General features: G+C 39.9%; 17 protein-coding genes. 7 read left to right on the forward strand and 10 right to left on the reverse strand.

Annotated features, from left to right (window positions below; translation table 11 throughout):
* Positions 1-45 precede the first annotated feature (45 nt).
* Positions 46-939, forward strand: coding sequence for a YitT family protein (locus tag P8O16_RS02785; RefSeq protein WP_300310632.1), 894 nt, complete (start codon positions 46-48; stop codon positions 937-939).
* Positions 940-1042: 103 nt separating this feature from the next.
* Complete coding sequence (locus tag P8O16_RS02790) at positions 1043-2584, forward strand: M20/M25/M40 family metallo-hydrolase (RefSeq protein WP_300310634.1); 1542 nt, start codon at positions 1043-1045, stop codon at positions 2582-2584.
* A gap of 66 nt (positions 2585-2650) precedes the next feature.
* On the opposite strand, the gene P8O16_RS02795 is transcribed toward P8O16_RS02790, so the two are convergent.
* On the reverse strand, positions 2651-3940 hold the full coding sequence (locus P8O16_RS02795; protein WP_300310636.1) for an alkaline phosphatase family protein: 1290 nt from the start codon (positions 3938-3940) through the stop codon (positions 2651-2653).
* Positions 3941-4009: 69 nt separating this feature from the next.
* Between P8O16_RS02795 and P8O16_RS02800 the strand changes: the two genes are divergently transcribed.
* Entirely contained in the window at positions 4010-5101 is a 1092-nt protein-coding gene (locus P8O16_RS02800) for a serine hydrolase (protein WP_300310639.1), read from the forward strand.
* A 24-nt stretch (positions 5102-5125) separates the two neighbouring features.
* Here P8O16_RS02800 and P8O16_RS02805 read toward each other — a convergent pair whose 3' ends face one another.
* From P8O16_RS02805 to P8O16_RS02830, 6 genes are all read right to left on the reverse strand, one after another.
* The gene (locus tag P8O16_RS02805; RefSeq protein ID WP_300310642.1) at positions 5126-6655 is read right to left on the reverse strand and encodes an arylsulfatase; all 1530 of its coding nucleotides are present in this window, start codon (positions 6653-6655) and stop codon (positions 5126-5128) included.
* A gap of 4 nt (positions 6656-6659) precedes the next feature.
* Positions 6660-7187 carry an ATP-binding protein gene (locus tag P8O16_RS02810; RefSeq protein WP_300310644.1) on the reverse strand — a complete coding sequence of 176 codons (528 nt, stop codon included), beginning with the start codon at positions 7185-7187 and terminating at the stop codon, positions 6660-6662.
* Complete coding sequence (pnuC, locus tag P8O16_RS02815; RefSeq protein ID WP_300310827.1) at positions 7177-7791, reverse strand: nicotinamide riboside transporter PnuC; 615 nt, start codon at positions 7789-7791, stop codon at positions 7177-7179. Before pnuC ends, P8O16_RS02810 begins: the two co-directional genes overlap by 11 nt.
* Before the next feature lie 92 nt (positions 7792-7883).
* Positions 7884-9431, reverse strand: a complete 1548-nt coding sequence (locus P8O16_RS02820) for a hypothetical protein (RefSeq protein WP_300310646.1) — start codon at positions 9429-9431, stop codon at positions 7884-7886.
* A complete protein-coding gene (locus P8O16_RS02825) occupies positions 9428-11242 on the reverse strand; it encodes a hypothetical protein (protein ID WP_300310648.1) in 1815 nt (604 codons plus the stop codon). The genes P8O16_RS02820 and P8O16_RS02825 overlap by 4 nt, the downstream gene beginning before the upstream one ends.
* 62 nt (positions 11243-11304) lie before the next feature.
* Positions 11305-16416, reverse strand: coding sequence for an adenylate/guanylate cyclase domain-containing protein (locus P8O16_RS02830; protein WP_300310650.1), 5112 nt, complete (start codon positions 16414-16416; stop codon positions 11305-11307).
* A 247-nt stretch (positions 16417-16663) separates the two neighbouring features.
* Between P8O16_RS02830 and uvrA the strand changes: the two genes are divergently transcribed.
* The 4 genes from uvrA (at position 16664) to P8O16_RS02850 (ending at position 22824) form a co-directional block, all read left to right on the forward strand.
* Entirely contained in the window at positions 16664-19480 is a 2817-nt protein-coding gene (gene uvrA, locus P8O16_RS02835) for an excinuclease ABC subunit UvrA (RefSeq protein WP_300310652.1), read from the forward strand.
* 371 nt (positions 19481-19851) lie between these two features.
* The gene (locus tag P8O16_RS02840) at positions 19852-20154 is read left to right on the forward strand and encodes a hypothetical protein (protein ID WP_300310654.1); all 303 of its coding nucleotides are present in this window, start codon (positions 19852-19854) and stop codon (positions 20152-20154) included.
* Positions 20155-20182: 28 nt separating this feature from the next.
* Positions 20183-21376 carry a hypothetical protein gene (locus P8O16_RS02845; protein ID WP_300310656.1) on the forward strand — a complete coding sequence of 398 codons (1194 nt, stop codon included), beginning with the start codon at positions 20183-20185 and terminating at the stop codon, positions 21374-21376.
* Positions 21373-22824 carry a hypothetical protein gene (locus P8O16_RS02850; protein WP_300310658.1) on the forward strand — a complete coding sequence of 484 codons (1452 nt, stop codon included), beginning with the start codon at positions 21373-21375 and terminating at the stop codon, positions 22822-22824. The genes P8O16_RS02845 and P8O16_RS02850 overlap by 4 nt, the downstream gene beginning before the upstream one ends.
* 72 nt (positions 22825-22896) lie before the next feature.
* Here the strand turns inward: P8O16_RS02850 and P8O16_RS02855 are convergent, their stop codons facing one another.
* From P8O16_RS02855 to P8O16_RS02865, 3 genes are read right to left on the reverse strand one after another with little or no spacing between them, the layout of a single operon-like run.
* Positions 22897-23508, reverse strand: a complete 612-nt coding sequence (locus P8O16_RS02855; RefSeq protein ID WP_300310661.1) for a bifunctional 2-polyprenyl-6-hydroxyphenol methylase/3-demethylubiquinol 3-O-methyltransferase UbiG — start codon at positions 23506-23508, stop codon at positions 22897-22899.
* A 57-nt stretch (positions 23509-23565) separates the two neighbouring features.
* Complete coding sequence (locus P8O16_RS02860; RefSeq protein ID WP_300310663.1) at positions 23566-23877, reverse strand: rhodanese-like domain-containing protein; 312 nt, start codon at positions 23875-23877, stop codon at positions 23566-23568.
* A gap of 12 nt (positions 23878-23889) precedes the next feature.
* Positions 23890-25284, reverse strand: a complete 1395-nt coding sequence (locus P8O16_RS02865; RefSeq protein ID WP_300310665.1) for an MBL fold metallo-hydrolase — start codon at positions 25282-25284, stop codon at positions 23890-23892.
* Between the last annotated feature and the right edge of the window lie 57 nt (positions 25285-25341).

Below are 25341 nucleotides of genomic sequence, written 5' to 3' on the forward strand. Positions count from 1 at the left end.
ATCACGCTTAAATGGCGATGCCATTTAATTTAAATACTACTCTGAATGAATATTTCTGATGAAAAAATTGACTGGAAACAGATTTTTTCACCTACTCCAATTGTCTATAACCTCATTGGAGTTGCGCTAGCAGCAATCGCTTTGGAGGCTTTCATGCTTCCAAACAAGTTTCTGGATGGAGGAGTAACTGGCATTGCAATCTTGATTAACCTACAATTTGGCATCAATCTTAATCTCCTCCTTATCGTTTTAAACATTCCTTTTTTATATATCGGGTACAAAAAAATAGGAAAGACATTTGCTGTTCAAGCAACCATTTCGGTCTTCTTATTGATCGGTATTTTGGAGGTGATGCAAATGGAGCCTGTCACAAATGATAAAGTTCTGATTGCAGTTTTTGGAGGAATGCTAATGGGAACTGGCATCGGATTCATCATCCGTGGCGGTGGATTGATCGATGGTTTTGAAGTAATTACCGATTTCACGCAAAAAAATTCTGCTTTTTCGGGAAGTGAAATCACTCTTTTTCTCAATTCATTGATAATGCTTGCAGCAGCTTTTTTCTTTGGAATCGAGCCGGCAATGTATTCCTTGCTCACCTATTTTACTGCCATCAAAGTGACTGATTATGTGGTTGAAGGATTTGAGGAGTATACTGCACTTACAGTAATTTCGAAAGAACACGAGTTGGTGAAAGAGCTAATTGTTAAAAAATTTAACAAAGCCATTTCAGTCTATAAAGGTGAGCGAGGATATCTGCCAGAGACTTTCCATATTCATCACGATTGCGATATTATCATGGCAGTAGTCACCCGACTTGAAGTGCACCGGATTAAAAAGGCAATCACAGAGATTGATCCAAAGGCCTTTTTCTACGTGCAGACCATCAAAGAAGTAAAAGGTGGAATAGTAAAACAAGTAGGAAAAAAACACCTTTAAAATTTAATTCAATCACTTAACCTCAATCATTCCTTATCAAATCCACCAACGGTTGAAAAAAGCTGTGGTGAAATCCTATTTTTAAATTCTAAATGAAAATCTTATGCAAAAACGTTACCTCTTAGGCTTGGGCCTGTTGCTACTTTTCAATGTAAAAGTGCAGGCACAGGATCAAGTCATCAATGACATCATCAAAGAAGCCCGTGAAAATTCACAGTTGAAGGTTCTTGGACACGAATTAATGGATGGAATCGGCCCACGATTAGTTGGTTCTCCACAAATGCAAAAAGCGCACGACTGGGCAGTCGAAAAGTATAAAGGCTGGGGAATAGAAGCCCGAAACGAACAATGGGGAGAATGGAGAGGATGGGAGCGTGGAATTACTCATATCGATATGACTGCTCCTTGGACTAAATCACTTGCAGGAACCCAACTCGCGTGGAGTCCAGCTTCTCCAAAAGGCGGGGCTGCTGGTGAGGTAGTAATTCTTCCAATGGTTGAGGATGCTGCTGCTTTTGAAAAATGGCTTCCTTCTGTCAAAGGAAAGTATGTGATGATCTCTGCACCTCAAATCACAGGTCGCCCAGATTACAATTGGGAAGAATTCGCAACAGAAGAATCCTTTGCAAAAATGAAAGAAGATCGCTCTGCAATGAATGATGCTTGGAACGAGCGACTTCGAAATACAGGTCAAGGCAGAAGAGAGCTTCCTACGGCTTTGGAAGATGCCGGAGCTTTAGGAATCATTACCTCTTATTGGTCTCAAGGTTTCGGAGCAAACAAAATCTTCTCTGCTTCTACCAAAAAAGTCCCTACGGTAGATTTATCATTGGAAGATTATGGCCTATTATTCAGACTAGCTGAAAGCGGCCAAAAACCAATGATCAACCTTAATGCTCAATCAAAAGAAACTGGTGTAACCCCAACTTTCAACACCATTGCTGAGATCAAGGGTACGGAAAAGCCTGACGAGTATGTCATGCTATCAGCGCACTTTGATTCTTGGGACGGTGGAACCGGTGCGACAGACAACGGTACTGGAACCATCATGATGATGGAAGTGATGCGTGTTTTGAAGGAAATTTACCCTAATCCGAAGCGAACAATCTTGGTAGGACATTGGGGTTCAGAAGAGCAAGGTCTTAATGGATCAAGAGCTTTCGTAGAAGATCACCCAGAAATGATGAGCAAAATCCAGGCGCTTTTCAATCAGGATAATGGTACTGGCCGAGTAGCAAATGTATCTGGTCAGGGCTTTGTAGATAGCTATGAATACCTTGGTCGATGGATGAGTAAAGTGCCTCGCAGCATCACCAGAGATGTGGAAACTACCTTCCCGGGAAACCCAGGCGGTGGCGGATCTGACTATGCTTCTTTTGTGGCAGCGGGCGTTCCGGCGTTTTCGCTTAGCTCATTGAACTGGTCTTATTTCAATTATACTTGGCATACCAATTTGGACACTTATGATAAGATTGTTTTTGACGATGTTCAGAACAATGTGATTATGGCAGCAATTATGGTCTATATGGCTAGTGAAGAGCCGGAGATGGTTTCTAAAGAAATTCGAATCCCACTTGACAGAAACGGCAACCCTACGGCTTGGCCGGCAGTTCGATCTCCTACCAGAAAAGGTGGAATGGATTAATTTTACTTAACCACTACTATTTTAAAAAGCCGGCGAAAGTCGGCTTTTTTGTGCTTAGATATTTAGCTAAAATATCCAAAGATTTCTTTTGGTGATACTTTTGGCAAAATTCAATCTTAATCTAATCAACCAAACCCCAACCCCATTATTCTCCCCCTGAATCCAAAACTTTAATTTTCCGGAAGGCAATTCAGCAACTGGAATTCGAAATTCAGCAGCAGAAAGGTCTATATCAGCAATTTTAGTATAGTTATCCACATTGCCCGTTTGTCCAAAATTATCAGTCGAAGCATAGCTAACTGTCACCTTTCCAGTTTTTTGAATTGGAACCCAAGTCAACTTAACCGAACCGCTTTGGATTTCAGCGTTTGCATTTATTAAAGAAATATCCCCAATCAGCGGTACGCCATCTAGCTCTTTGATGGCCTTTTCCGGTAAATCGATTTTCAAAAAACTAGCTATAGTGGGCAAAATATCCACCATCGCAGGAGTATAATTTTTAAAATAGGAATTAAGCTCTTTTGCATTTGTGATCATCCAGATTTCACGCTCCCGGTCAGATTGGCCCCCATGATCTTTTCCATCTTCAGCTTTTCGGCCATGATCGGTAGTAATAAGAATTAGCCATTCCTCTCCGAATTTTTCTTCTCGGTAGCGAATGGACTCATAGATTCGACCCACCTGCCGATCTGCCAATGCTACAGCTTCTGCTAATTCTGGACTGTCTCCATAGCGATGCCCCATATCGTCGGTATATTCCAAATAGACCCAAGAAAGGTCTGGGGCGATGGTTTTAAGTTGAAAAGCTGCTTCGTAGGATACCAGATTATCAATTTTTTGAATGTATTTCTTCTGCGAATCATGTGGATAAGTCAAGGTGTCTTTTTCAAATCCATCAAATGAATAGTCCATTTTTAAAAAATCTGTTTCTTGAAGCCCTTCTCCAATCAGCTTGGTTCGATTATCCTCCCAGGTGGAATAAATCCCAAGTTTAGCATTGGAATTAGCATCTCTGAAAAATCGGAAAATCGTCCAATAATTATAGTTAGGAGCCTTTATCTCATTTCCCCAAACGTTGTGTTTATTCGCCCAGGTGCCAGTTAACAAGGAATTATATCCTACCGCAGAAATGGTTGGTGTCTCGGAATAGCTTCCTGCTTTCCCTCCCGTGTATGCTTTCGTGTAGCCTCCTAATTTGGCAATTTCATCGAGGTTTGGAGTCGGAGTATTTTCCAAAACATCCGCAGGAATCCCATCCAAAATAATGAAAACCACTTTCTTTTGAGAATAAACTGGATTTGAAAAACCCATCAAACTTGCCATTAAGCAAAGAATCAAAATCGATTTAGATGACATATTTACAATTAGAGATCTAAGCTTCAATTAGCTGTTTTTTTGTATCTTTTTCAACCTAATACCACTACTATGAAAAATCAATCACGCTATGCGACTTTCATTATCGGATTATTACTTTGGAGTATACCTCTTTTTGCTCAGGAGAAAATCTTGGATGATGCCTTTTTACGCGCTAGTCAGGAAGGCTTTTCAGGAGTGGTTTTGGTAGCTGAAGATGGGAAAATCCTATTCGAAAAAGCGGTGGGATATCGAAGTTTTGAGGATAAAATCCCCCTAAAAACTGATGATATTTTTGAGCTTGCCTCAGTCTCCAAACAATTTACCGCCATGCTCGTGATGATGTGCGAAGAAAAGGGCTTACTTGGCTTTGATGATCCTGCGGATAAGTATTTGGAGATACCTTATCGGGAAATCACCATCCGAAATCTCCTGACGCATACAAGTGGCTTGCCAGACTACCAAGACATCATGGATAAGCACTGGGATAAAAGCAAAGTTGCAGGCAACCCTGAAATCCTGACTTACTTGAGAAAGTATGAGCCGCCAATGCTGTTTTCGCCAGGGGAAAAATATGAGTACAGTAATACGGGCTATGTATTGCTGGCAAGTATTGTGGAAAAAGCGACAGGAAAAGATTTTGTAGCACTGGCCAAAGAATGGATTTTCCAACCGCTGGGAATGAAAAGCACAGCGATCCGCTCCCCTGAAGAAAAATCCAAAGTAAATAACTTTGCCGCTGGGCATCTTCTGGATGAAGCCGGCAACTATGTCAATGCAAACAAATTTCACTCCTCGGATTATACCGTTTGGCTAGGAAATAGAAAAGGACCTGGAAGAGTCAGCAGCACGGCGGTAGATTTATTAAAATGGGATCAAGCTCTCTACACCGAGAAACTTGTAAGTCAAAAAACAATCGAAGAAGCTTTTACAGCTTTTCGACTTAATGATGGTATCAGAAGTTACTATGGTTTTGGTTGGGAATTGGAACCTAAAAGCCCATTCGGAAAGATGGTTTCACACACTGGCGACAATCCCGGCTATAAGACAATCATTGTACGCTACATTGAAGAAAATAAAACCATTATCATCCTGAATAACAATGCTCACAAGGATATTATCAAGCTGGTAGAGGCAGCAACTCTTTCTTTATACAAATGGTAATCAATTCAATTGTATAAAATATTTTTAATCGCCTAATGCAGGCATATGAAAGCGTTCTAATGCGGATTTTGAATGTTCCTTTTTGAAAATGGCTTCCATTTTTGAAATAAGATCTGGATTGGTAGCAGCCAGATTTAGTTGTTCTTGGGGATCATTTTCTAAATCATACAACTCGATTTCAAGCGAATTCTCAGCTATAATATTTTGTCGAATAGCTTTCCACTTTCCCATTCGGATCGCTTGCTGTCCCCCATATTCCGGATACTCCCAGAAAATATATTCATGTGGCTTCTGAGCCTTTCCATAAATCGCTGCCATGAAACTTTCCCCATCCGTATCCGCTGGAATAGGAATCCCAACTAAGTCACATATCGTAGGTAGCCAATCGTAAAAGATGGAGATATGATTGCTTGACGAGCCTGCCTCTACTTTGCCTGGCCAATTCACCAACATTGGAACCCGAATTCCACCTTCATAGACAAAGCCTTTGGTTCGGCCGTATCCATTTGTAAAGGGTTTTGAACTTTCAAAAAAATCAAAATCCACCCCGCCGGTATAGGTAGATCCATTATCTGAAGTGATTATAATGATCGTGTTTTCTGCAAGATCCAAATCATCTAATTTCTGCTTGATCTCACCAACTTGTTGATCAAGCTTTGCGATCATTGCAGCATATGCAGCTCTTGGTTTTTGATTGGGAAAATATCCTTGAGAACCATCATAAGGAGTTTCATCGCCCAAAGCTTTCACATATTCAGCGCGGTCTTTAGCAGGAATTTGCAATGGAACATGCGGCAGCGGGGAAGCATAATACAGAAAGAATGGTTTGTCCTGATTTGACTCTATAAATGCTAGGGCTTTTTCGTGCATCAGATCAGGGGCATAATCCTGCTGCTCATAACGAGAATAACTCTTTGCATCATTTGGATCGGCAAGCGAATCAAGTAAAGTTCGAGGAACCACTATTTCATTATTCAGCATAATTTTCGCCTCATTTTCCCAAAGATGTGGGGGATAAAGATTATGGGCTTGTCGCTGGCAGTTGTATCCATAAAAATAATCAAAGCCAAGATTTGTAGGAATACCTTCACTTAAAGGCGCACCCAATCCCCATTTACCCACAATTCCGGTTTTGTAACCTGCACCCTGAAGCAATTTTGCCAAAGTTTGAGTATCCGCAGGAAGTGGTCGCTGGCCTTCCAGATTTGGATCTTCAGCTGCTTTTGCATAATCCCAAACTTCACCCCGCTCGCGCCATTCGTCATTGCCTCGGATGTAAGCATGACCGCCATGCTTTCCCGTCAAAAGCATACAACGAGCAGGTGCGCAAACTGGAGCAGCAGTATAATGATTGGTGAAGATTTTTCCAGAGGCCGCTAGCGCATCAATATTTGGAGTTTTAATCTTTTCTTGTCCTTGATAACCAACTTCTCCGTAGCCTAAATCATCAGCGAGGATAAACACGATATTTGGCTTGATTGCCTGATTTACTTCTTTTTCACTACAAGAAATCAAAGTTATCCACAGGATTGAAAAAAGAAGGACTGATCTCATCCGATTAAATTTTAGTGTGAATCTTAACTGCCGAAATTGCTTTTTGTAGCCGCTCTTCACGAGAACCAGAAATAATTTCAAAAGGAAACCCGCTTGATTTGGCTAATTCAAGATACTTTTTGAAAAAGTAAAGTCGCATTTCAGGTTCGGGATGCTCACGCAAAGGGTCCGGCTCCCAATCCAAATCAATATCGGTCAACAAGATCAAATCATAGACACGAGTTTCGATCTCCTCCAAAATCCAGGAATCAGTTTTTCCGAAGCGATGAGCTGACCAAATGTGGATAACTCTTAGATCGGTATCGCAAAAGAGAATGTCTTTAGCTAGCTTTTCTCCTTTTTCCTCCACTTGCAATTGGCCTTTAGCCATTGTGGATAAGTCATCAAAGTCATAGTCTCGAGTCAAATTTTCAAGATATTCACGAGAATATTCCGGAACCCAAGGTTCTTCAAAATGATTGGCCAAGTCTTTAGCGAGTGTACTTTTACCAGTTGACTCGGGGCCTAAGATTAAGACTTTTTTAAGATTCATAGTTTTTGGCGGATTTGATCCAAGCTATCAAACCTAAGGTAGCCAGAATGGTGAAAAACAGAAATTGAAATGAAGTGAGAATTAATCCTTTATGAAAATACAACGGAACAGAAACCAAATCAGTAATGATCCAAGCTATCCAGTTTTCTACCTTCTTTTTGGCCATAAGCCACATCCCTACGAAAGCAGATGCAGTAGTAAAAGAATCCCAATAGGGAAGATCTGAATCTGTAAACTGAGAAAGCACGAGATATAAAACCAAATAAGACACTAAAAATATTCCAATAGAAATTGCCCATCCTGAGGGTTTCAGCCAAGTTACCGGCAATACTTTTTCTCCTTCTTTAGGGTGGGTCCAAACATACCAACCAAAAATCGACATGCTGAAATAATAGGCATTGATCCCCATATCGGCATACAACTTATACTGAAGGCAAATCCAAACGTAAATCAAGGTGGAGACTATCCCTGTAGGGTAAACCCAAATATGCTCCCGCATAGAATAAAAAACTGAAGCAATCCCAAAAACCACAGCCACAGCCTCAAGCCAAGTCATTTGCTGGAGTCCTTCTGTAAAACCATCTATCAAAAACTGGAAATCCATTTCCGAAATAAAGAAATAATACTTGAATAGCCTCAAATAAAAAAAGCGAGATCAAATCTCGCTTTTTCAAATCACTTAAAATACTTATTGGGTCACTGTGTATTAGAATCCGCTTTGATCGCAAAACTGGAAGGAATTGCCCCAGAAGGTGTCTTCGTTACATACACAGCAAATAAGGAATTACTGGCACATGTCCCTTTATTTGGAATCTCTGGAAGTGGAGCAGCAGCTTCAATTCCACCAAGAATATATCCAGCCAGAACTTTTTCTCCTGCCGCCAAACCACTCAACTTTAAAACACCATTTGCGGTAGCTTTTCCATTGCTGATTAAAGCTCTATTTCCTATAAATGTGATGCTCGTACCTAATAATCTATTGCCTTGGATAGGCTTGGCATTAATGTATTCAGAATATACCCCATCTGCCCCCTCTATAAAAGTACTAATATCCGCTACAAATGGAATCCCATCATTTCTTCCTTGAGCTGTTGCCATATTATAAATTGACTTTTGCACGGAATCTTGAGAGTAATAATAAAGACCAATTCCACCGAACATAGTGCTGTAAATCGATTTATTAGAAGATTCATCATCGTAGATGGAGATTACAGGACACTCGTATTGGCTAAATTTCTGGTGAACATCTTTCTTGACAACCGGATTTTGTGGTCCTGTGATGTAAATAGGATAATCATATCCACCAATAATTCCCGGAGGAAAAACTCCTCCTAGTGCAGTAATTCGCTCCATTCCAGTCGTAGGATCAACATCTTCGATAATGTTCCCATCTCTACGATGGAAAGGTCGATCCGGATCTGAGCTCGTGGTGGCACCATAGCTCAAGATATCCAAAGAACCAGGTTTTAATGTAAACACTCTGATTTCCTCGGTATATTCCTGAGTAAAATCCGTACCTCCAAACGCTCGATATTGCCCATCAAATCGCTGCCCAAAGACAAGGTAAAATCTGCCATTTAGCTTAGCCAACTCTCCTCCGGTCACTGCAAATCGGTCATCCTTCCCATACTCCATCAACGCTTCAATCTCACTTGCGGAGGCACCATTCTTGATCGCTTGAGTCAAGGGCTCAACTTTGAATCGGATGATGCTCCCGAAGGTTTTCATATCCGAACCATCCGCCTTCCAGCCATAACCACCCACTACATACATTTCATCTGTTTCCAGATCATGATAACCTTGCAAATTATTGGATTGTAACTGCTCAGAAAGCTCATCCTTCAATCCATTCACGTCAAAACTCCAAAAATCCCCAGAAGCTGGGTCCAAAATATAAAGGAAGTTATTTGCGCTGTCGGGGATGAAATTTTTCTCTGGTGCAGGCATAAATGTATGTAAACCTTGCCTTCTTCCTCCGACTACAAGGATTTCTCCAGCTTTATTGACTGCGCTTGTGTAAGACTGTAAGCCAGGTAATGCAGGCTTATTGATAAAACTCTGCTCTTCGAACTCAATGGTGTAAGGCAATACATTCGGCTGAATATTTGGATCAGTTACAGGCTCTTGCATAAACATTTGTACTGAATCATCAGCAGATTCGGAACTTCCAGATCCATCACATGATGCTAGTGCAAGACAAGCTCCTCCAAATAATAGAAAGTACTTTAATAATGGATTTTTCATGATGCTTGAGGGTTAGGTCCAGTGGCAGTACCGTCGTGAAGATTTTTAATGTAGTGCAAAACCGTCATGGTTTTTTCTGGAGACATATCCCTCGTAACAGGCATATACCGGGTATCATTGAAATCTCTGCTCAGAAAAAACCCAATCGCTCCATAATTAATCCCCAGTGGCCCTGCCTCACTCGTGCCGTACATATGATCCCAAGGCGGATTTTTTGCAAAAACTTCGAAGGACTTGAAATCAATTAAGTTGATCTTTTCCGTCATACCTGGAAACAACTTAACATATCCCGCAAAAATCTCCTGAATCTCTGGCCAACTTGGATTCTCGTTTATGGTATAATTTGACCAAACTAAGCAAGAAATCATCGCGCTTTGAGAGACACTCACAGGGGCTGTTCCATCTGAATCATAAAGATTAATGAAATATAGCTGACCGTCCAACTGTGGTGTACGATACCCAGGATCCTTTAACACCACAATTGTGACTGTGGCAAAACCATTTGAATCAGTTGCTGAAACAGAAGCTTCTATGGCTCCAAAAGCTTGAGGAGTATTTCCAGGGTTAGAGGGGGGAACTGTCGCCCCCGGGGTATTTCCATGGACGCTTACAATATCTACTTTGAGTTGCTTACCAACTAAGGGTTTAGACATTTTGCTGACATATACCTTGGTAGTTGCAATATTTCCCGGCTTTCCTGTAAGTCGAATCGGTCTAACTTCTACTTCAATATTCGTTTGTGAAATGTCTTCTTTGAATATTTCAACCGGTCCGATATCAGTCCTTGACATTTCCAGGCTTAGTGCTGATGAGCCAAGGATATTAATCTGGTCATCGGTCAGAGGAATCTGCACAATATGTGAGTAGGAATTAAAACAGAACTCTGAATAATCCACATTCCCCAGAGAGATTGGAGCGTCACTGGCTGGCTTAATCCAAGCTGTCAAATCTCCAAGTTGTACGGGAGGACCACCGGCTGTCTGTCTACAAATCCCGTTAGCCAAGTCAATAATTAGGAGCTTTCTTTCCTGATCCACAGTAAAAGGACAGGTATTAAACATTGGCCAATTCCAAGGGTCGCTTTTATCCTGAGCTCTTCCGCTAAGCATTCTTACCCCAGGACTATAAAGCGGTTCATTGGCATAAACTGGTCCTAATGAACCTGTGATTCTACCAGTTTGATAATTTTTATCCTCAGGTACATTTCTATATCCATCCACTACAAATCTGATGGAAATTAGAAAATTCCCATTTTCTTCTAAGGTTTTGCTTTTCAATTCTGCTAAAACCGAAGAAACATCATCGCTTGGCCAAGTGGCAACTGGTACCCTAATAATGGATTGATAAACTCCTGAGGCATTCATGTCTCCACCAAAACTATCCATTTGATAGTCGGAATCTTCCCAACTTCTTGTAGCCAAAACAGCTACCCACCACAATTGATTGAGCACAGCGGGGTCAATCAATCCGGTCAAGCTTACTCCTTCAGAAATAGGAATGCTTACTTGCATACCATAAATAGTAGGCACTCCCTGTTGATAAACGTCTATATCTGCAATTTTTGCAGCTGAAGGCTTATCGGTGGTGATAAAAGGCTGTCCTACAATAGGATCTTGCACCTCTCCATCTTTTCCAATAGCAGAAACCACACTGCATTCCTGAAGCTGAAATCGATGTAGACCTTTGGGGTTCTGCCAAGGTGAAGGAATGGTATTACTTACTTCGTAATGGGTAGGATCATTGTTTACTGTAGATGGATCGGTAAAAAAACGTCCGTAAAAATTAATCCTCGGATAGGATAAATAACTCATTTTAAATAGGTTTAAAGTGAATAAAATAATTATAAATAAAAACCACTATTTTAGGTAGTGGATTAAATTTCTGAATCTATAAAGTACATCTCTACAAAACCTTTATTCTTGACTTTAATCTTGCCTCGTGAGGTGCACATAAACCTATCTTTGATTAACTCATAGGTTTGTCCACTAATATTGATTTTGCCTGGTTCGCCGGCTGTCTCCATTCTGGATGCAACATTGACAGTATCTCCCCAGATGTCATATGCAAACTTTTTAATACCTACAATTCCCGCTATGACTGGTCCTGTATGAATTCCTATCCGCATACTGATAGCAGGTTTTCCCTCGGAAGTTGTTGATTTCATGTGTTCTCGTATGAACTCATTGATCTCAAAGGCTGCTAAAACCATATTTGCAGCATCAAATTCTTTAGTCAAATTCAAGCCTCCCGCACACAAATAGCTATCGCCCACTGTTTTTATTTTTTCGATTCCATATTTCTCAACGATACGATCAAACTCACAGTAGAAATAATTCAATTCGGAAACCAGCTCCTCTGCGGACAGAATCTCACATAATCCTGAAAAATTTACAATGTCAGTAAACATTACACTGACATCTTTAAAATGACGGGCTTTTGAAATCCCGTTATTTTTAAGTTCACTGGCTATCTCAGGAGGCAGAATATTTAAGATTAATTGCTCGGACTTTTCTTTTTCCTCATTCAACTGCCTCGTCCTAAGCCTAATCTTTTCCTCCATATTTTGATACAAAAGCGCATTTTCTAAGGAAATCGCCATTTGGCTTGAAAGTATATTTATCAAGTTTAAACGCTCAATCGTGAATGCTCCTTCAATCAAATTATTTTCCAGATAAATGATCCCGGTTACCTCGCTTTGTTTCATCAAAGGCACAACCATAATGGATTTCATTTTCTGACTGAGGATATATGGATCTTTTCCAAATCCGGCATCTTGGAAAGCATTTTCCAAAATCACACTTTCCTTGTTTTTTGCTGAAAAGAGGATTACCTCTTTTGCAATGGCATCAAAGCTCTTGAGTGGCAGGTTTTCAAATAGATTTGGTTCAAGATTTTTGGTACATGATTCTGACTGAACCAAAAATTCATTATCGCTTTTCAACAAGAGAACCATTCGCTGAGCCCCGGCATTTTCGATGATTATTTTCATCAAAGTTGTGAGCAGGTCCTTTAGCTTGATCTCCTTGGAAATTGCTTCGGATGATTTCATTACTGATTTCAAATCCAAATCTTGATTTGAGAACTTTTGAGATCCTTTCTTATCCTCCGCTCTTTCTACAAACCTGAATTCCATTTGAGAAAAATTGCTAGAACTACTCTTCGATACCAATAGCTCCACAATACCCTTAGCCCCTAACAAATCATAGAGATAAACTGCATCACTCAAATGAATTGCAGCAATTTTCTTTTTGCCATCATTCAAGTGCAACTCGAATAGCCGTCGATTGACAAGTGCTTGTACTTGGAGATATTCATATTTCTCCGCCGCGTCCAAAGCTGAATAATATTCTGATTGTGCCTTTTCAAAATCGCCTGAAACCAAGGCTAACTCCGCAGAAAGAAGACGGTATTTATGCTCGAAATTAGATGGACTGTTTTGGCTGTATTTTTTAAATTTCTTAGCAATACTTGAAAGTTCTCTTTTCCATTTCAATTTCTCTATCCGGCCGGAATTTGGAATCAAAGCGGCCAAAATCATTCCCTTGTAGAAATAATGCTCCGCAGTATGAAGCATCCCCGGAGAATCTTTTAGATAAATATCCGAGGTAATAGAAACCTCATAAGCTTGATCAAATTCTTCCCAGAGATAGAGGGACTGCATTTTATTGATGTAATAGAAATGAGCAAAATGCCTTGAATTAAAACTATCCAGCTTTTTTACATACTCATTTTCATCAAATCCTTCGTCAGAAAAGGAATCTGATGAATTGGTTTTACCCTGAAGGTTTTTAATAGATTGAGTTACTGCACTCATAGTCAGCACTGCTTCTTCAATATGGAACCTTCGCAAAAAGTCTAAATGGGAATTGCTGGATTCTAGAATCTCTTCAAACTGAACGCCCCTCATGAAATAACTCTGAACTATCGCGCAGCTGGCACAACTTGCATGAAAAAGATCACCAACTTCCAATCCTGACTCATAAGCATTCAACCAATATTCTTCCATCTCCTTAGCTGGCTGTTTCCAAGGAATAGCAAAATATCCGGTCACAAAATTTGCTTCAGCCCTAGCACCGTGATTTTGGTACTTTTCAAGCAAGCCTAAAGTGAGTTGTCCAATTTTGTAACCTGTCGTTCGAAAACCAAGAATTCCACTGTGAAAAACAGGTCCAAAACCGAGAAATCCGATAAATCCACCGTCTGTATTCCCATGCTTAAGGCATAAGTTAACCATGATGGCGCAAACCAAAACACAAAGCTCTGGCTTGATTTGAAAAGCCGATTGACCTGCCGCAGCCATTAAAAGAATCGCTGTTTTGAGCTTTTCATCTGTCATTTCGGGAAGATCAATCAATTCTCCAACATCCCTTTTGCCCATCATGGCTTTATATTTCAAAAACTCAAAAGCCAAACTTGGAGGAGAAAAACTTGCCGGAATATTAACTCCCAATTCCGAGGTTACTTCCCTACAAGCCTTATACGCTGCTTCAAAATCTCTAATGTTATTATAGTACTGTATTTTTCGGATGGTAACTTTTGCTTTATCAATTACATCTTCTGTGTTTTTTAGAGCCTCGTCAAAAAAGTGAACTACTTTGCTATTATTTCCAGCAAGGTGCTCCAGTTCAGCTCGTTGTAAATTCAAATTTCGATGGGTCTCTTTTGAGACAACCAACTTTTTTTCCTGTACCAATTCCATAGCATTCCTGATATAGATCAGTCCAGATTCATAGGCGTTTGCATGCTTAGCCCGAATACTCGCAGAGATGTTCAGCTCTATTAGTTTTTGCAGAAGGTTTTCATTATCAATTAACCTTTGAGCAAAATTTAAATGGTCTGTCAGAATATAGATTGAGTCAGAATGCTCAATATTGGAAAGCTTTGAGATAATACTTTTGCCAATTTCCAATCGAATCTTTTGCTTCTCAATTTCAGAAAGCAAACCCAAGGCTGCCTGTTGGATTTTATCATGTTGAAAGCCATAATCGTCATCACCCGAGCGTTCTTTTGTATTAAGGTTCTCGATGATACAAAGCTTTTCAGAGAGCTTTAGCTGCATATCTAGCTCCCCCTCACTTATTTCCACCAAGCCACTTAAAATTTCTATAGAAAATGTATTTCCAATACAGGAGGCGTATTTCAAAGTAGTCTGAACTTCTTCAGGAAGTCTGAAAAAAAGCTCCGACATCAGGTCTATGACATTGTCACTGATACTGACACGATGGGCTTTCTCTGCACTATAAGTCCAATGAAGTGTGTTTTGGGAAAGATGTATTACCCCACTTTCATAAAGCGTAAGAAGACATTGCCTGATGAAAAATGGATTCCCCAGCGTTTTTCTAAAAACGATTTTTGCCAATTCTTCTCCACTTTTCTTGGGGATCGAAAGGGAGTCAGCAATGATTTCTTCTACAGAATCCTGATCCAAAGGGGCTAAAGCAAAAAGAGTACTTCCCACTCCCTGAGATTGTAACCTGTCCAACATCATCATCAAAGGATGAGATGGGGAAACCTCATTTTCCCGATATGCACAAATGATCAGCAAATGCTTCAAACTTGAATCCAGAAGCGTATTCTCCAGCCATCTTCTGGTCGTAGTATCTAACCATTGCAGATCATCCAAGAAAATACACAACGGATAATCTTCGCTTGCAAAAGATCGAATAAAACTGTTGAATACCTGATCAAACCGGTTTTTAGACTCATTCATGGGAAGAGTCGGTACTTCAGGTTGAGGTCCGATCAGCAGTTCTAAATCGGGCATTATATCAATAATCAATTGCCCGGAATGCCCAACAGCTTTCAAAATGGAGTTTTTCCAATATTCCTTCTGCTCTTCACTTCGAATAAGAACCTGATTAATCAAATCATTCAACGCAAGCAATAAAGAGCTTAAAGGAGGGTTCTTTTTATATTGTTCAAACTTCCCTGAAATGAAAAATCCTCCTCCTAAATCAATGTATTTCTGAAATTCCCGGACAAAACTAGATTTACCAACTCCGGAATAACCGCTAACTAGCGCGAGTTCAGCTCGCTCATTTTTTATCCTTTGAAAAAGCTCATTCATCTGACCTATCTCCTCATCTCTACCATAGATTTTTGAGGAAATCTGAAATTGATCTAAGCGATCCTGAGTACCTAAGGTAAAATCGTTGATCTCATTGATATCCAGAAGTCGATCCAAACACTGCTGTAAGTCATTCAGCAATCCTGAACAACTTTGATATCTTTCAGAAGTGTTTTTCTTCAAAAGTTTTAAGACAATTTTGCTGACAATCTCTGGAATTTGATCCCGGAACTTATTTGGTGAATCCGGGACTAATGCCAAGTGAGCATGCATTAACTCCATCGGATCAGAAAAATGAAACATAGTTCTACCCGTGAGCATTTCATACAAAACGGCCCCTATCGAATACAAGTCGGTTCGATGATCTATCGGCCTGTTCATCCGGCCCGTTTGCTCTGGAGAAATGTAATGAAGACCTAGTTCCAGTGCCTCACTTACATTTGAATAATTTAAATCCCTACCCCGCTCTATCGCATAATCAAAACCCCAAACCTTGACCCCTCCAGTCTTATCCACAATAATATTTGAAGGGTTGATATTTTTATGAATGATGTTTTTACTGTGGAGATAGTTCACTGCTTTAGTGATCTCCATCGCAATCTTCAAGAAGATAATTAAGTCAAGCTTTCCCCTTTTTAAATAATCAGATAGAGGCTCCCCTGAAATATCCTCATTGACCAGAATGGGCAAGTTTTCAAGATTTTCTAACCCTATAGGTTGAACAATATTTGGATGGGAAAGCTTAGATAATATGGAATATTCCTGCTTTAAATGGTTTAAATCACGGAATGTAGGATATGCCGATCTAAAAGTCTGAATAGTAACCGCTTTCGAATCTTCGATGCGATTAGCTTTATAGACTATATATCTTGAGTTCTCCCGAACTTTATCCAGTATGTTAAATCTTAAATCAGGCATTTAAAAAAGTTGAAAGTCAACCAATTGAAATTAAGTTTAAAGCTAAACAATATTTGCGATGAGTTTTTGTGAGAGAATCAACTTTTCAAAGTACAAAGAAAATTAATTTTAATTAAATCAATTACTCAAATAATCATGCAGATTAAGGAATAATGATGTTTAACATATAAGTTGATTTCTCCTATCTCACCAGAAACTCACCAATTCCCAAGACAGAATCTACTTTGCCTTTGTATCTTTGCCAGCTATGACCTTGAGTACCAAATCCGAAAAAATCGACATCGATTCCCTCGATCCCAAAAAATTCATTATCATCAAAAATGCTCGGGTGAACAACCTCAAAAGTTTGAGTGTTGCCATTCCCCGAAACAAATTTGTAGTGGTCACGGGTCTATCGGGTTCGGGTAAATCGTCCTTGGCATTCGATACACTTTTTGCCGAAGGCCAGCGGATGTATGTGGAAAGCTTAAGCTCCTATGCCCGCCAATTCCTCGGAAGAATGGAAAAACCGGATGTGGAATACATTAAAGGTGTAGCACCGGCAATCGCTATTCAGCAAAAGGTCAATACCAAAAACCCAAGATCAACAGTTGGAACGACGGCTGAGATCTACGACTATTTAAAATTACTTTTCTCTCGTGTCGGCAAGACTTTTTCGCCCATTTCTGGTAAAGAGGTAAAACATCATACAGTCACAGATATCGTCAATTATATTCAAGATTTCCCAGAAGGGTCCAAAGTGATGATTTCTTGTCCATTGCAAATGGACCGCGGGCGTAAAATCGAACAGGAATTGGAATTGCTTTTGCAAAAAGGCTATACCCGGATTTTGATTGACGGGGAAGTTTATTTTGTGGAAGACCTGATCGGAGAAAAGAAAGTACCTAAAGGCAAATATGAAATCCTGATCGATCGGGCAAGTGTAAAAAAAGACGATGAGGATAATCAATTCAGAATTGCTGATTCTGTTCAGACGGCACTTTTTGAAGGTCATGGAGATGTGAAAATCACTGTTCCTGATCAGGAAACAAAGACTTTTTCGGACCGATTCGAATTGGATGGAATGAGCTTCGAGCTTCCTTCTGTCAATTTCTTTTCCTTCAACAATCCCTTCGGTGCCTGCAAAACCTGCGAAGGATTCGGCAATGTACTCGGTATCGATCCTGACCTTGTGATTCCGGATAAAGATCTGTCAGTTTATGAGGGAGCCTTGGCACCTTGGCGAGGGGAATCTTCCAAATCTTGGTTGGATCCGCTTCTGAAAAAAGGAATCGAATTCGATTTCCCAATTCATAGAGCATACAGCGAGCTAAGTGAAAAAGAGCAAGCCTTACTCTGGACTGGAAATAAATACTTCAAAGGCTTGAATGCCTTTTTCGAAGACCTGGAAACCAAAACTTACAAGATTCAATATCGTGTGATGCTCTCTCGATTCAGGGGAAGAACGACTTGTCCTGACTGTCGAGGAACACGCTTGCGCAAAGATGCCTCCTATGTGAAAGTTGGAGGGAAATCCATTCAGGATATTGTTTTGATGCCGATTGACGAGGCATTACCATTTTTCGAGCAGATTGAACTTGCCCCCCACCAAGCCAAAATCGCCAACCGACTACTCAAAGAAATTGTCAGTCGATTGGAATTTATGGATCAGGTGGGTTTGGGGTATTTGACTTTGAACAGATTGACCTCTTCCCTTTCCGGGGGAGAATTTCAGCGAATCAAGCTGGTGACATCCCTAGGTTCAGCGCTGGTTGGTTCTATGTATATCCTTGACGAACCAAGCATCGGACTTCATCCTAGAGATACAGACCGATTAGTGGGTGTGCTCAAATCACTTCGGGACATGGGAAACACCGTGATAGTGGTGGAGCATGAGGAGAAAGTCATGAAAGCTGCCGATCAAATCATCGACATCGGTCCAGACGCTGGAGTGAATGGAGGCGAATTACTTTTCCAAGGGACTATCGAAGAATTGATGACTTCAGCGCAGACGTACACTGCCAAATACCTTCGGGGTGAGGAACAGATTTTCAAAAAAGAAGGCAACCGAAAGTGGAAAGATAGCATTATCGTCAAAGGTGCTCGGGAAAACAACCTGAAAAATCTGACGGTCAAATTTCCGCTGAATGTACTCACTACCGTCACGGGAGTTTCTGGTTCGGGGAAATCTACGCTTATAAAGAAAGTGCTTTATCCTGCCTTGGGAAAAATGCTCGGGACGGTCATCGACGAAAGCGGCAAGTACGATCGAATAGAGGGCGACTACAAGCAGATCACTCAGGTTGAATTTGTAGATCAGAACCCAATCGGCAAGTCTTCCCGATCCAATCCGGTTACTTATGTAAAAGCTTACGATGCGATTCGAGCGCTCTTTTCTGAGCAGCCCGTATCCAAGCAGCGAGGCTATAAACCCGCTTTTTTCTCATTCAACGTAGATGGCGGTCGCTGCGAAAACTGCTCCGGTGAGGGAATTACAACTGTGGAGATGCAGTTTATGGCCGACATTCATTTGACTTGTGAGGCCTGTAAAGGAAAGCGATTTAAAAATGAAATTTTGGATGTCAAGTACAGGGACAAAGATATCTCTGAAGTCCTTCATATGACTATAGATGAAGCTTTAGAGTTTTTCAAAGGCAAAACCCAAATCATCAACAAACTCCAACCGCTTCAGGAAGTCGGACTCGGCTATATCGGGATGGGACAGAGTTCCAATACACTATCCGGAGGTGAGGCTCAGCGGGTGAAACTGGCTTCTTTCCTTGGAAAAGGTGGGACAAAAGCTGGAGATCATATCCTATTTATCTTTGATGAACCAACGACTGGACTTCACTTCCACGACATCAAAAAACTCCTCCACTCCATCAATGCCTTGATTGATCAAGGGCATTCGGTCATCATCATTGAGCATAATACTGAAGTGATCAAGTCCTCGGATTGGGTAATCGACTTGGGCCCTGAAGGTGGAAACAAAGGTGGAAATCTGACTTTTGCAGGTACGCCTGAAGATATGATGAAGGAAGAAGGAAATTATACTGCGAAGTATTTGAGGGAGGCTTTTGTATAAGGATTCCTGCGAAGACTCTACATCATTGCGAGCAAAGCGAAGCAATCTTTTGCGTAATTCCTCAATCTAGCGCAAGTCTTCTGACTTGTGCTTATCATGTTAAAGTCTTCAGTTTATATAAGTCCAAGTCTGGAAACTCATATCTTTAAATTGAATGAAAAAAACTTTATCATTATTCACCTAGGATCAAAACCTTCCCATTCTAAGACAACCTCTTTTTTTATGATTGATTTCCAATAGGTTAAAAAATCACCTGCTTTTTTATTTTAAAAAAACTTGACAATTAGGTCTGTTTTTTTTCTTAGCGTAGAATTAAGTTTCAGGCCTAAACTTTTTCTTTAAATCAATTTTAAAATTAAAACAGAAGCAAAATGAAATTTAAATGGTTAAAAAAGACTAGAATTCTGATGTTATCAGCAGTGCTACTGATGACCTTTGGACTTCCATTAAATATCTCTTTTGAAAGCCCTTTTTTGGAAGTTGGTTCAAACTTATTTTTACCAACAACAATGGCGCAAAGTATAGGAGATATTGACTTACCTGAGATCCCCGATTCCAATACCTTGAAGTGTCGATGTAGAAATGATGATGATGGAAATAAGATTTGTGGATCTGGCAATCACTTTTCACTTAGGCCAAAATGCGCAGAATTTCCATCTGGACAGGGTATTTGAGGTGTTTATTCTATTAATTGTTAAAATCATGAGCCCCGACTATCGTTCCATATTCAATTTAAAGATTGTGAAGCAGTTCCTGATCGGGGCTTTTTTTCCCATTTTTTTGCTTTCATGTCTTTCTCCCGAAAAGGTGGAGTTTGGAGGAGAAGAAATCCCTTATTATAGGATTTCTGGTACAAGCGACTTGTCCTTAGAAATTGATTCCTTGGAGAATAGGGATGTAATTTTTTCCGGGAGTGGGATTTGGAAGATTTTCAATGATCAAATCATCCTAGCGGATAAGCGTACCGGTGTTATTCATGTTTTTTCAGACGATTTAAGTTTGATGGATACCCGTGTAGGAATTGGTGATGGCCCAAATCAAATAAACGGAGGGATTATTGCCATGGCTTCTGGAAATGATGGGCTATTTCTTTTAGGTGGAAGTTATGATTACTACTTGATGGATAAGGATTGGACTATTTCCAAGAGAGGCACATTGGATTTTTACCATGAAGAGACCTCTTACGATGAATTGTTGAAGAACCCAAAGCCAGAATATGGCGGCATTTATGAACTTCATTATGAGTATCAGGAGCCTAAGTGGCATCAGGATGGAAATGTTATTCTTCAGATATCTTCTACTCATCCAGAGTATAACTATATTTTGAATCAGGATTATTTTAAAGAAGCAAGAAACTTAGGGACGCTGGATCTAAATACCGGTAAGGTGCAAATCACAGGTAGCTATCCTCCCATTTATTCTGGGAGTGATTTTATCCCCTATTTAATGGGAACTGCTATAGAAACCTTTCAGGATAATTCTTTCATTCAAAGCTTTGAAGCGGACAGTCTCCTTTACAGGTTTTCAGCCGAAGGAATGATCCAATATGCATTTGGTCAAGCTGGCCAAAATATGATTACTGATTATCCTTCGCTTAAGGCTATTGATGTGACCGAATATGATTTGGGCCGAGAAGAGATCAGACCAAAAGTCAACCATTATACCACATTAGACTTTATTGAAGAGCGAGATTTATTGGTTCGGGGCTACACGCAAAACAGTCAAACTTCAGACGGAATTCAACTATATAGAAATGACACCTTAATAATGGATCAAGCTGTTCCCAAAGGGTTTGAATACTTCGGATACAAAGAGCAATATCTGTACGGATCCTATAACAAACAATTTGAAAAAGAGGAGAAAATAGTTATTTATCGAATTAAACTACCCGAATGAATAAGCTTAAATTGGTCATACAAGTTGCTGCAATTTTCACAGTAGCATTTTTTAATTCATTCCGTACGTTTAGTCAGGAGGTCAGTGAGACGAAGCGTGAGTTTTCTTTTAAAGAAAGTAACAAAAAGGGAAAGTCCAGTTCCATCTCATTTCTTCCAATTTTCTCAGAAAATGGGACTGTTTACGGAATCACAGATAGCTTAGGCCACATTTCTCTTGAAGAAGAGACCAGTTATTTTATAAAAAGCTACTTTTTTAAAGACAGTTCATTCGTCCTTAATTCCAAATCCAAATCAACTATTTATCTGGAACGCGAGGAAATCGCTTTGGAGGAAATTGAAATAAAGTCATTTCGTAATCCAGAAGATCACCTCAAGCATCTGAATAAAAACATAACTCCTGCCCTGGAAAAAGAGGCATATCTTTCAAATTTCAGTGGATATTTCGCAGTCAAACAGCGCGAAAAATACATCGATTTTATTCAAGCTACGGGTCTTTCCTTAACATCTAAAAGTCAAAAATGGAAGCCTTATGATTTTGTTCAAGCAGGGTGGGCTGGTGGTGATTCCTATCAATTTTTAGTCCCTTTAGAGCTAAGAAGAAGTCATCACTGGGATTGGTCCATAGGTGATACTATCGCATCAGGTCAGACTTCACAAGCTATGGATCGGTCTGATCAGTACCTTATAAAACCTTTTTATTCAAGAGAATTACTTCAAGCTTTTGAGTATTCCTGGCCCTTATCGACTTCTAATCTCAAGTATTATGACTTTCGATATAGCTTAGAAAATGGAAAAGAAATTATTGTATTTTCTACAAAAGACGGAGAGCGGACTAACCCGAATTCGAACTTGTTTTTAATAGGAGAAGGAAGAATCGTCTTGGATGAAACAGGTGAGGGTCTAGAAAGCATTTCTATCAACTTCTCAAAGTACAACTATATCGCTTTCCCTAAAGATCGAAGGGGCCGCGAGCGACAAATGGGTGGGAGTCTTTCAGCCATTTTTGAAAAATCTAATGACAAAATTTTTGTTCGTGAGGTTCAATTTGAGTCGAAACTCTTCGGGCCAGTTAATATTGGAAACCCCAGGCCATATCGGAAAGGAAGCGAGGTTACAATAATTGAAAAAGTCAATTTTGAGCATTTCCAGTTTGTCAAGTCCCAAGAAGATTTAGAATCGCTTGAACGGGGGATGGAATACATAGGCTTTGAAAGCATGGTCCCTTACGACCAAGAATATTGGAGTTCCAATACTTTGTTAGATCCTGATTTATATAATAAGATAAAGAAATATTTAGGGTCAAAAATTCCACTTAGCGTTCAGTTTAAGGTTAATTCTGGAAAAAGGTTAATTCCTAAAGAGAAAGATTTAGCATCTTACCAGAATTATGTTTCAAAAGTTATCCCTCAACTAGACTCTATTAGTAAGGGTTTATCGAATAAATAACCTCTTGTTGGCCAATTGTTTTAGGTCCTGAGAGTAGAAACAAAGGAAGAAACAAGATCTATTGCTAAGTCTCTAAGCCTTCTTGACCCCGAAAAGACGAATTACGGAAGCCTTCCCTACATGATAAAGTCCTTCGGTTAATTCTGTTTCTGTTTCATAAGCTTCCAAAAAATCAAAGCCTTTAAAATCCTCCTTTAGCTCTTCCAAATCAAAAAGCATTGACTCCTCTTTTGGGCCCCCAACATTCGGATTATCTTTTTGATAATTAAGGTGTTTTTTACTAAAGCACTCCAAAATAAGAATACCTCCCTTTTTTAGATAGGCACTTAATTTTTGATGAAAAATCCTTCTTTTAACTTCAGGGAAATGAGTAAAGGAAAATGCGATCGCGTCAAAATAATCGGCTGGATAATCTGCTTCTTCCAAGTCTTCAACCCGATAGTCAATCACAACTCCATTTATCAAAGCAAGCTTTTCTGCTTTCTTTTTACCTTCTACACTGATATCAAAAGCAAAAACATCCCAACCTAACTTAGCAGCAAAAACAGCATTTCTTCCTTCTCCTTCCGCAGGAAATAAAATCCTTCCAGGAGGCAGATCCAAAAGCTTAGATTTTAAATACTCATTAGGCTCTTTGCCATAAGCAAAGTCTGGTTGACTGTATCGCTGATCCCAAAAATTCATATCAAAATTCTATAAAATGAAAATGGAGAGTCTTTTGACTCTCCATTACTTACAAGTTTATTTAACACATTGACTAACATTGGTCACCGTGCCGCCATTGATGACATTTTGAAAACCATTCTGTTCTAAAATGCTTTTCGCCTGTCCACTTCGATTGCCACTTCTGCAAAAAACAACAATGTTTTTCTTGCCTTTGAATTTCGCCAATTGATTTCCGACTTTGTCTAAAGGAATATTCACTGCTCCTTTGACAGAACCAGAAGCAAATTCACCAGCAGATCTTACATCTACCAAAAATGCTCCTTCTTCAATTGCCTTTTCCAGATTGGAATTGTCTTTTGCTCCAAATAATCCTGAGAAGAATCCCATGTTTTTAGTCGTTTAGTTCGTTACTACTTGGTTGCCTTTTTCTTTCCATTCCTTCATACCTGCGGAATAGTTTTTCACCTGGTCAAAACCATTTCTTCGGAGTAAAGAATAGGCGACAGCTGCCCGATCCCCACTTTGGCAGTGGATCACTACCTGCTTGTCTTTCTTTATCTTATTCAAATTGTCTTCAATCGTACCTACGAAAACATGATCTGCGCCTTTCACATGGCCAGCATTAAATTCCGTAGTGTTTCTTACGTCAACCACCTGTACCTCTTCTTTTTCTGACAAAGCCTTGAACTCTTCAAGATCAATTACATCTGCTTTTTGTAATTCCAAGCCTGGCTCGTTGACATCCGAGATAAAACCGTAGATATTGTCTAAGCCAATCCGCATCAACTTTCTCGTGAGGTCTTCCATCTCGCTTTCCTCAGCTACTAGGATAAATTGTTCCTGGTAATTTAAAATCCAGCCTGCCCAAGTCGAGAAGCTGTTATTTCCTTGGATATTGATACTTCCAGGTAGGAAGCCTTCGGCAAAATCCACCTTGTTTCTGGTATCGATAACCTTCAACCCGTCCTTATGCGCCTTCAGAAATTGCTCTTTGCTCAATTTTGCATGCTTTGGCACCTCAACGAGAAGCGGTCTTTCCACCTTATTTAAGTGCTTCATCATGGCAAAGTATTTTGGTGGTTCTGGCTGGCCATCCAAAAGATAATCTACAAATCCCTTTTCATCAGTTGCAAACTGAAATGCCCAGTTTCTGATTTTTTCATAGCCGACTGTAGAACTTGGAACCGATCCCAAAGCTTTGCCGCAGGCAGAACCTGCACCATGACCTGGCCAAACTTGTATGTAGTCAGAAAGCTCAGAGAAACGCTGAACAGATTCATACATTTGCTTGGCTCCTTTTTCCTGTGTTCCTACAATCCCCGCTGCTTTTTCCAACAAATCGGGTCTGCCTACATCTCCTACGAAAACAAAGTCTCCTGTAAATACCATCACTGGTTGAGAAGTAGCAGGATGATCTGTCAACAAGAAACTAATACTCTCTGGAGTATGTCCAGGGGTATGCAATACTTCAAGTGTCAAGTTTCCTACGGTGATTTTATCCCCATGTAGTAATCCTTCATGATCAAACTCATATTGCCATTCTGCAGGACCTTCATTGGATAGATACATTTTGGCACCTGTCACGGCAGCCAATTCTCTAGAACCACACAGAAAGTCTGCATGAATATGCGTTTCTGCAATATGTGTGATTTTCATATTGTCCCGCTTGGCGATATCCAAATAAACATCTATATCGCGTTGAGCGTCAATTACAATTGCTTCACCTTTGGCTTGACAACCAATAAAATAACTTGCTTGTGCAAGACTTTTGTCGTATACATGTTGAAAATACATTTCTATCTTTTGTTTTAAATTAGGCTACAAATTTCAGGATAAGTTTATTCCTACTCA

Origin of the sequence: Algoriphagus sp. (genome assembly GCF_029254265.1) — a bacterium.
In the GTDB taxonomy this organism is placed as follows: domain Bacteria; phylum Bacteroidota; class Bacteroidia; order Cytophagales; family Cyclobacteriaceae; genus Algoriphagus.

What these genes read in the sequence shown, in the direction of transcription:
- P8O16_RS02785 (WP_300310632.1), top strand. Translation starts at nt 46, where the DNA reads ATGAATATTTCTGATGAAAAAATTGACTGGAAACAGATTTTTTCACCT.
- P8O16_RS02810 (WP_300310644.1), bottom strand. Translation starts at nt 7,187, where the DNA reads ATGAATCTTAAAAAAGTCTTAATCTTAGGCCCCGAGTCAACTGGTAAA.
- P8O16_RS02805 (WP_300310642.1), bottom strand. Translation starts at nt 6,655, where the DNA reads ATGAGATCAGTCCTTCTTTTTTCAATCCTGTGGATAACTTTGATTTCT.
- P8O16_RS02790 (WP_300310634.1), top strand. Translation starts at nt 1,043, where the DNA reads ATGCAAAAACGTTACCTCTTAGGCTTGGGCCTGTTGCTACTTTTCAAT.
- uvrA (WP_300310652.1), top strand. Translation starts at nt 16,664, where the DNA reads ATGACCTTGAGTACCAAATCCGAAAAAATCGACATCGATTCCCTCGAT.
- P8O16_RS02800 (WP_300310639.1), top strand. Translation starts at nt 4,010, where the DNA reads ATGAAAAATCAATCACGCTATGCGACTTTCATTATCGGATTATTACTT.
- P8O16_RS02820 (WP_300310646.1), bottom strand. Translation starts at nt 9,431, where the DNA reads ATGAAAAATCCATTATTAAAGTACTTTCTATTATTTGGAGGAGCTTGT.
- P8O16_RS02825 (WP_300310648.1), bottom strand. Translation starts at nt 11,242, where the DNA reads ATGAGTTATTTATCCTATCCGAGGATTAATTTTTACGGACGTTTTTTT.
- P8O16_RS02845 (WP_300310656.1), top strand. Translation starts at nt 20,183, where the DNA reads ATGAGCCCCGACTATCGTTCCATATTCAATTTAAAGATTGTGAAGCAG.
- P8O16_RS02860 (WP_300310663.1), bottom strand. Translation starts at nt 23,877, where the DNA reads ATGGGATTCTTCTCAGGATTATTTGGAGCAAAAGACAATTCCAATCTG.
- P8O16_RS02840 (WP_300310654.1), top strand. Translation starts at nt 19,852, where the DNA reads ATGAAATTTAAATGGTTAAAAAAGACTAGAATTCTGATGTTATCAGCA.
- P8O16_RS02850 (WP_300310658.1), top strand. Translation starts at nt 21,373, where the DNA reads ATGAATAAGCTTAAATTGGTCATACAAGTTGCTGCAATTTTCACAGTA.
- P8O16_RS02865 (WP_300310665.1), bottom strand. Translation starts at nt 25,284, where the DNA reads ATGTATTTTCAACATGTATACGACAAAAGTCTTGCACAAGCAAGTTAT.
- pnuC (WP_300310827.1), bottom strand. Translation starts at nt 7,791, where the DNA reads ATGGATTTCCAGTTTTTGATAGATGGTTTTACAGAAGGACTCCAGCAA.
- P8O16_RS02830 (WP_300310650.1), bottom strand. Translation starts at nt 16,416, where the DNA reads ATGCCTGATTTAAGATTTAACATACTGGATAAAGTTCGGGAGAACTCA.
- P8O16_RS02795 (WP_300310636.1), bottom strand. Translation starts at nt 3,940, where the DNA reads ATGTCATCTAAATCGATTTTGATTCTTTGCTTAATGGCAAGTTTGATG.
- P8O16_RS02855 (WP_300310661.1), bottom strand. Translation starts at nt 23,508, where the DNA reads ATGAATTTTTGGGATCAGCGATACAGTCAACCAGACTTTGCTTATGGC.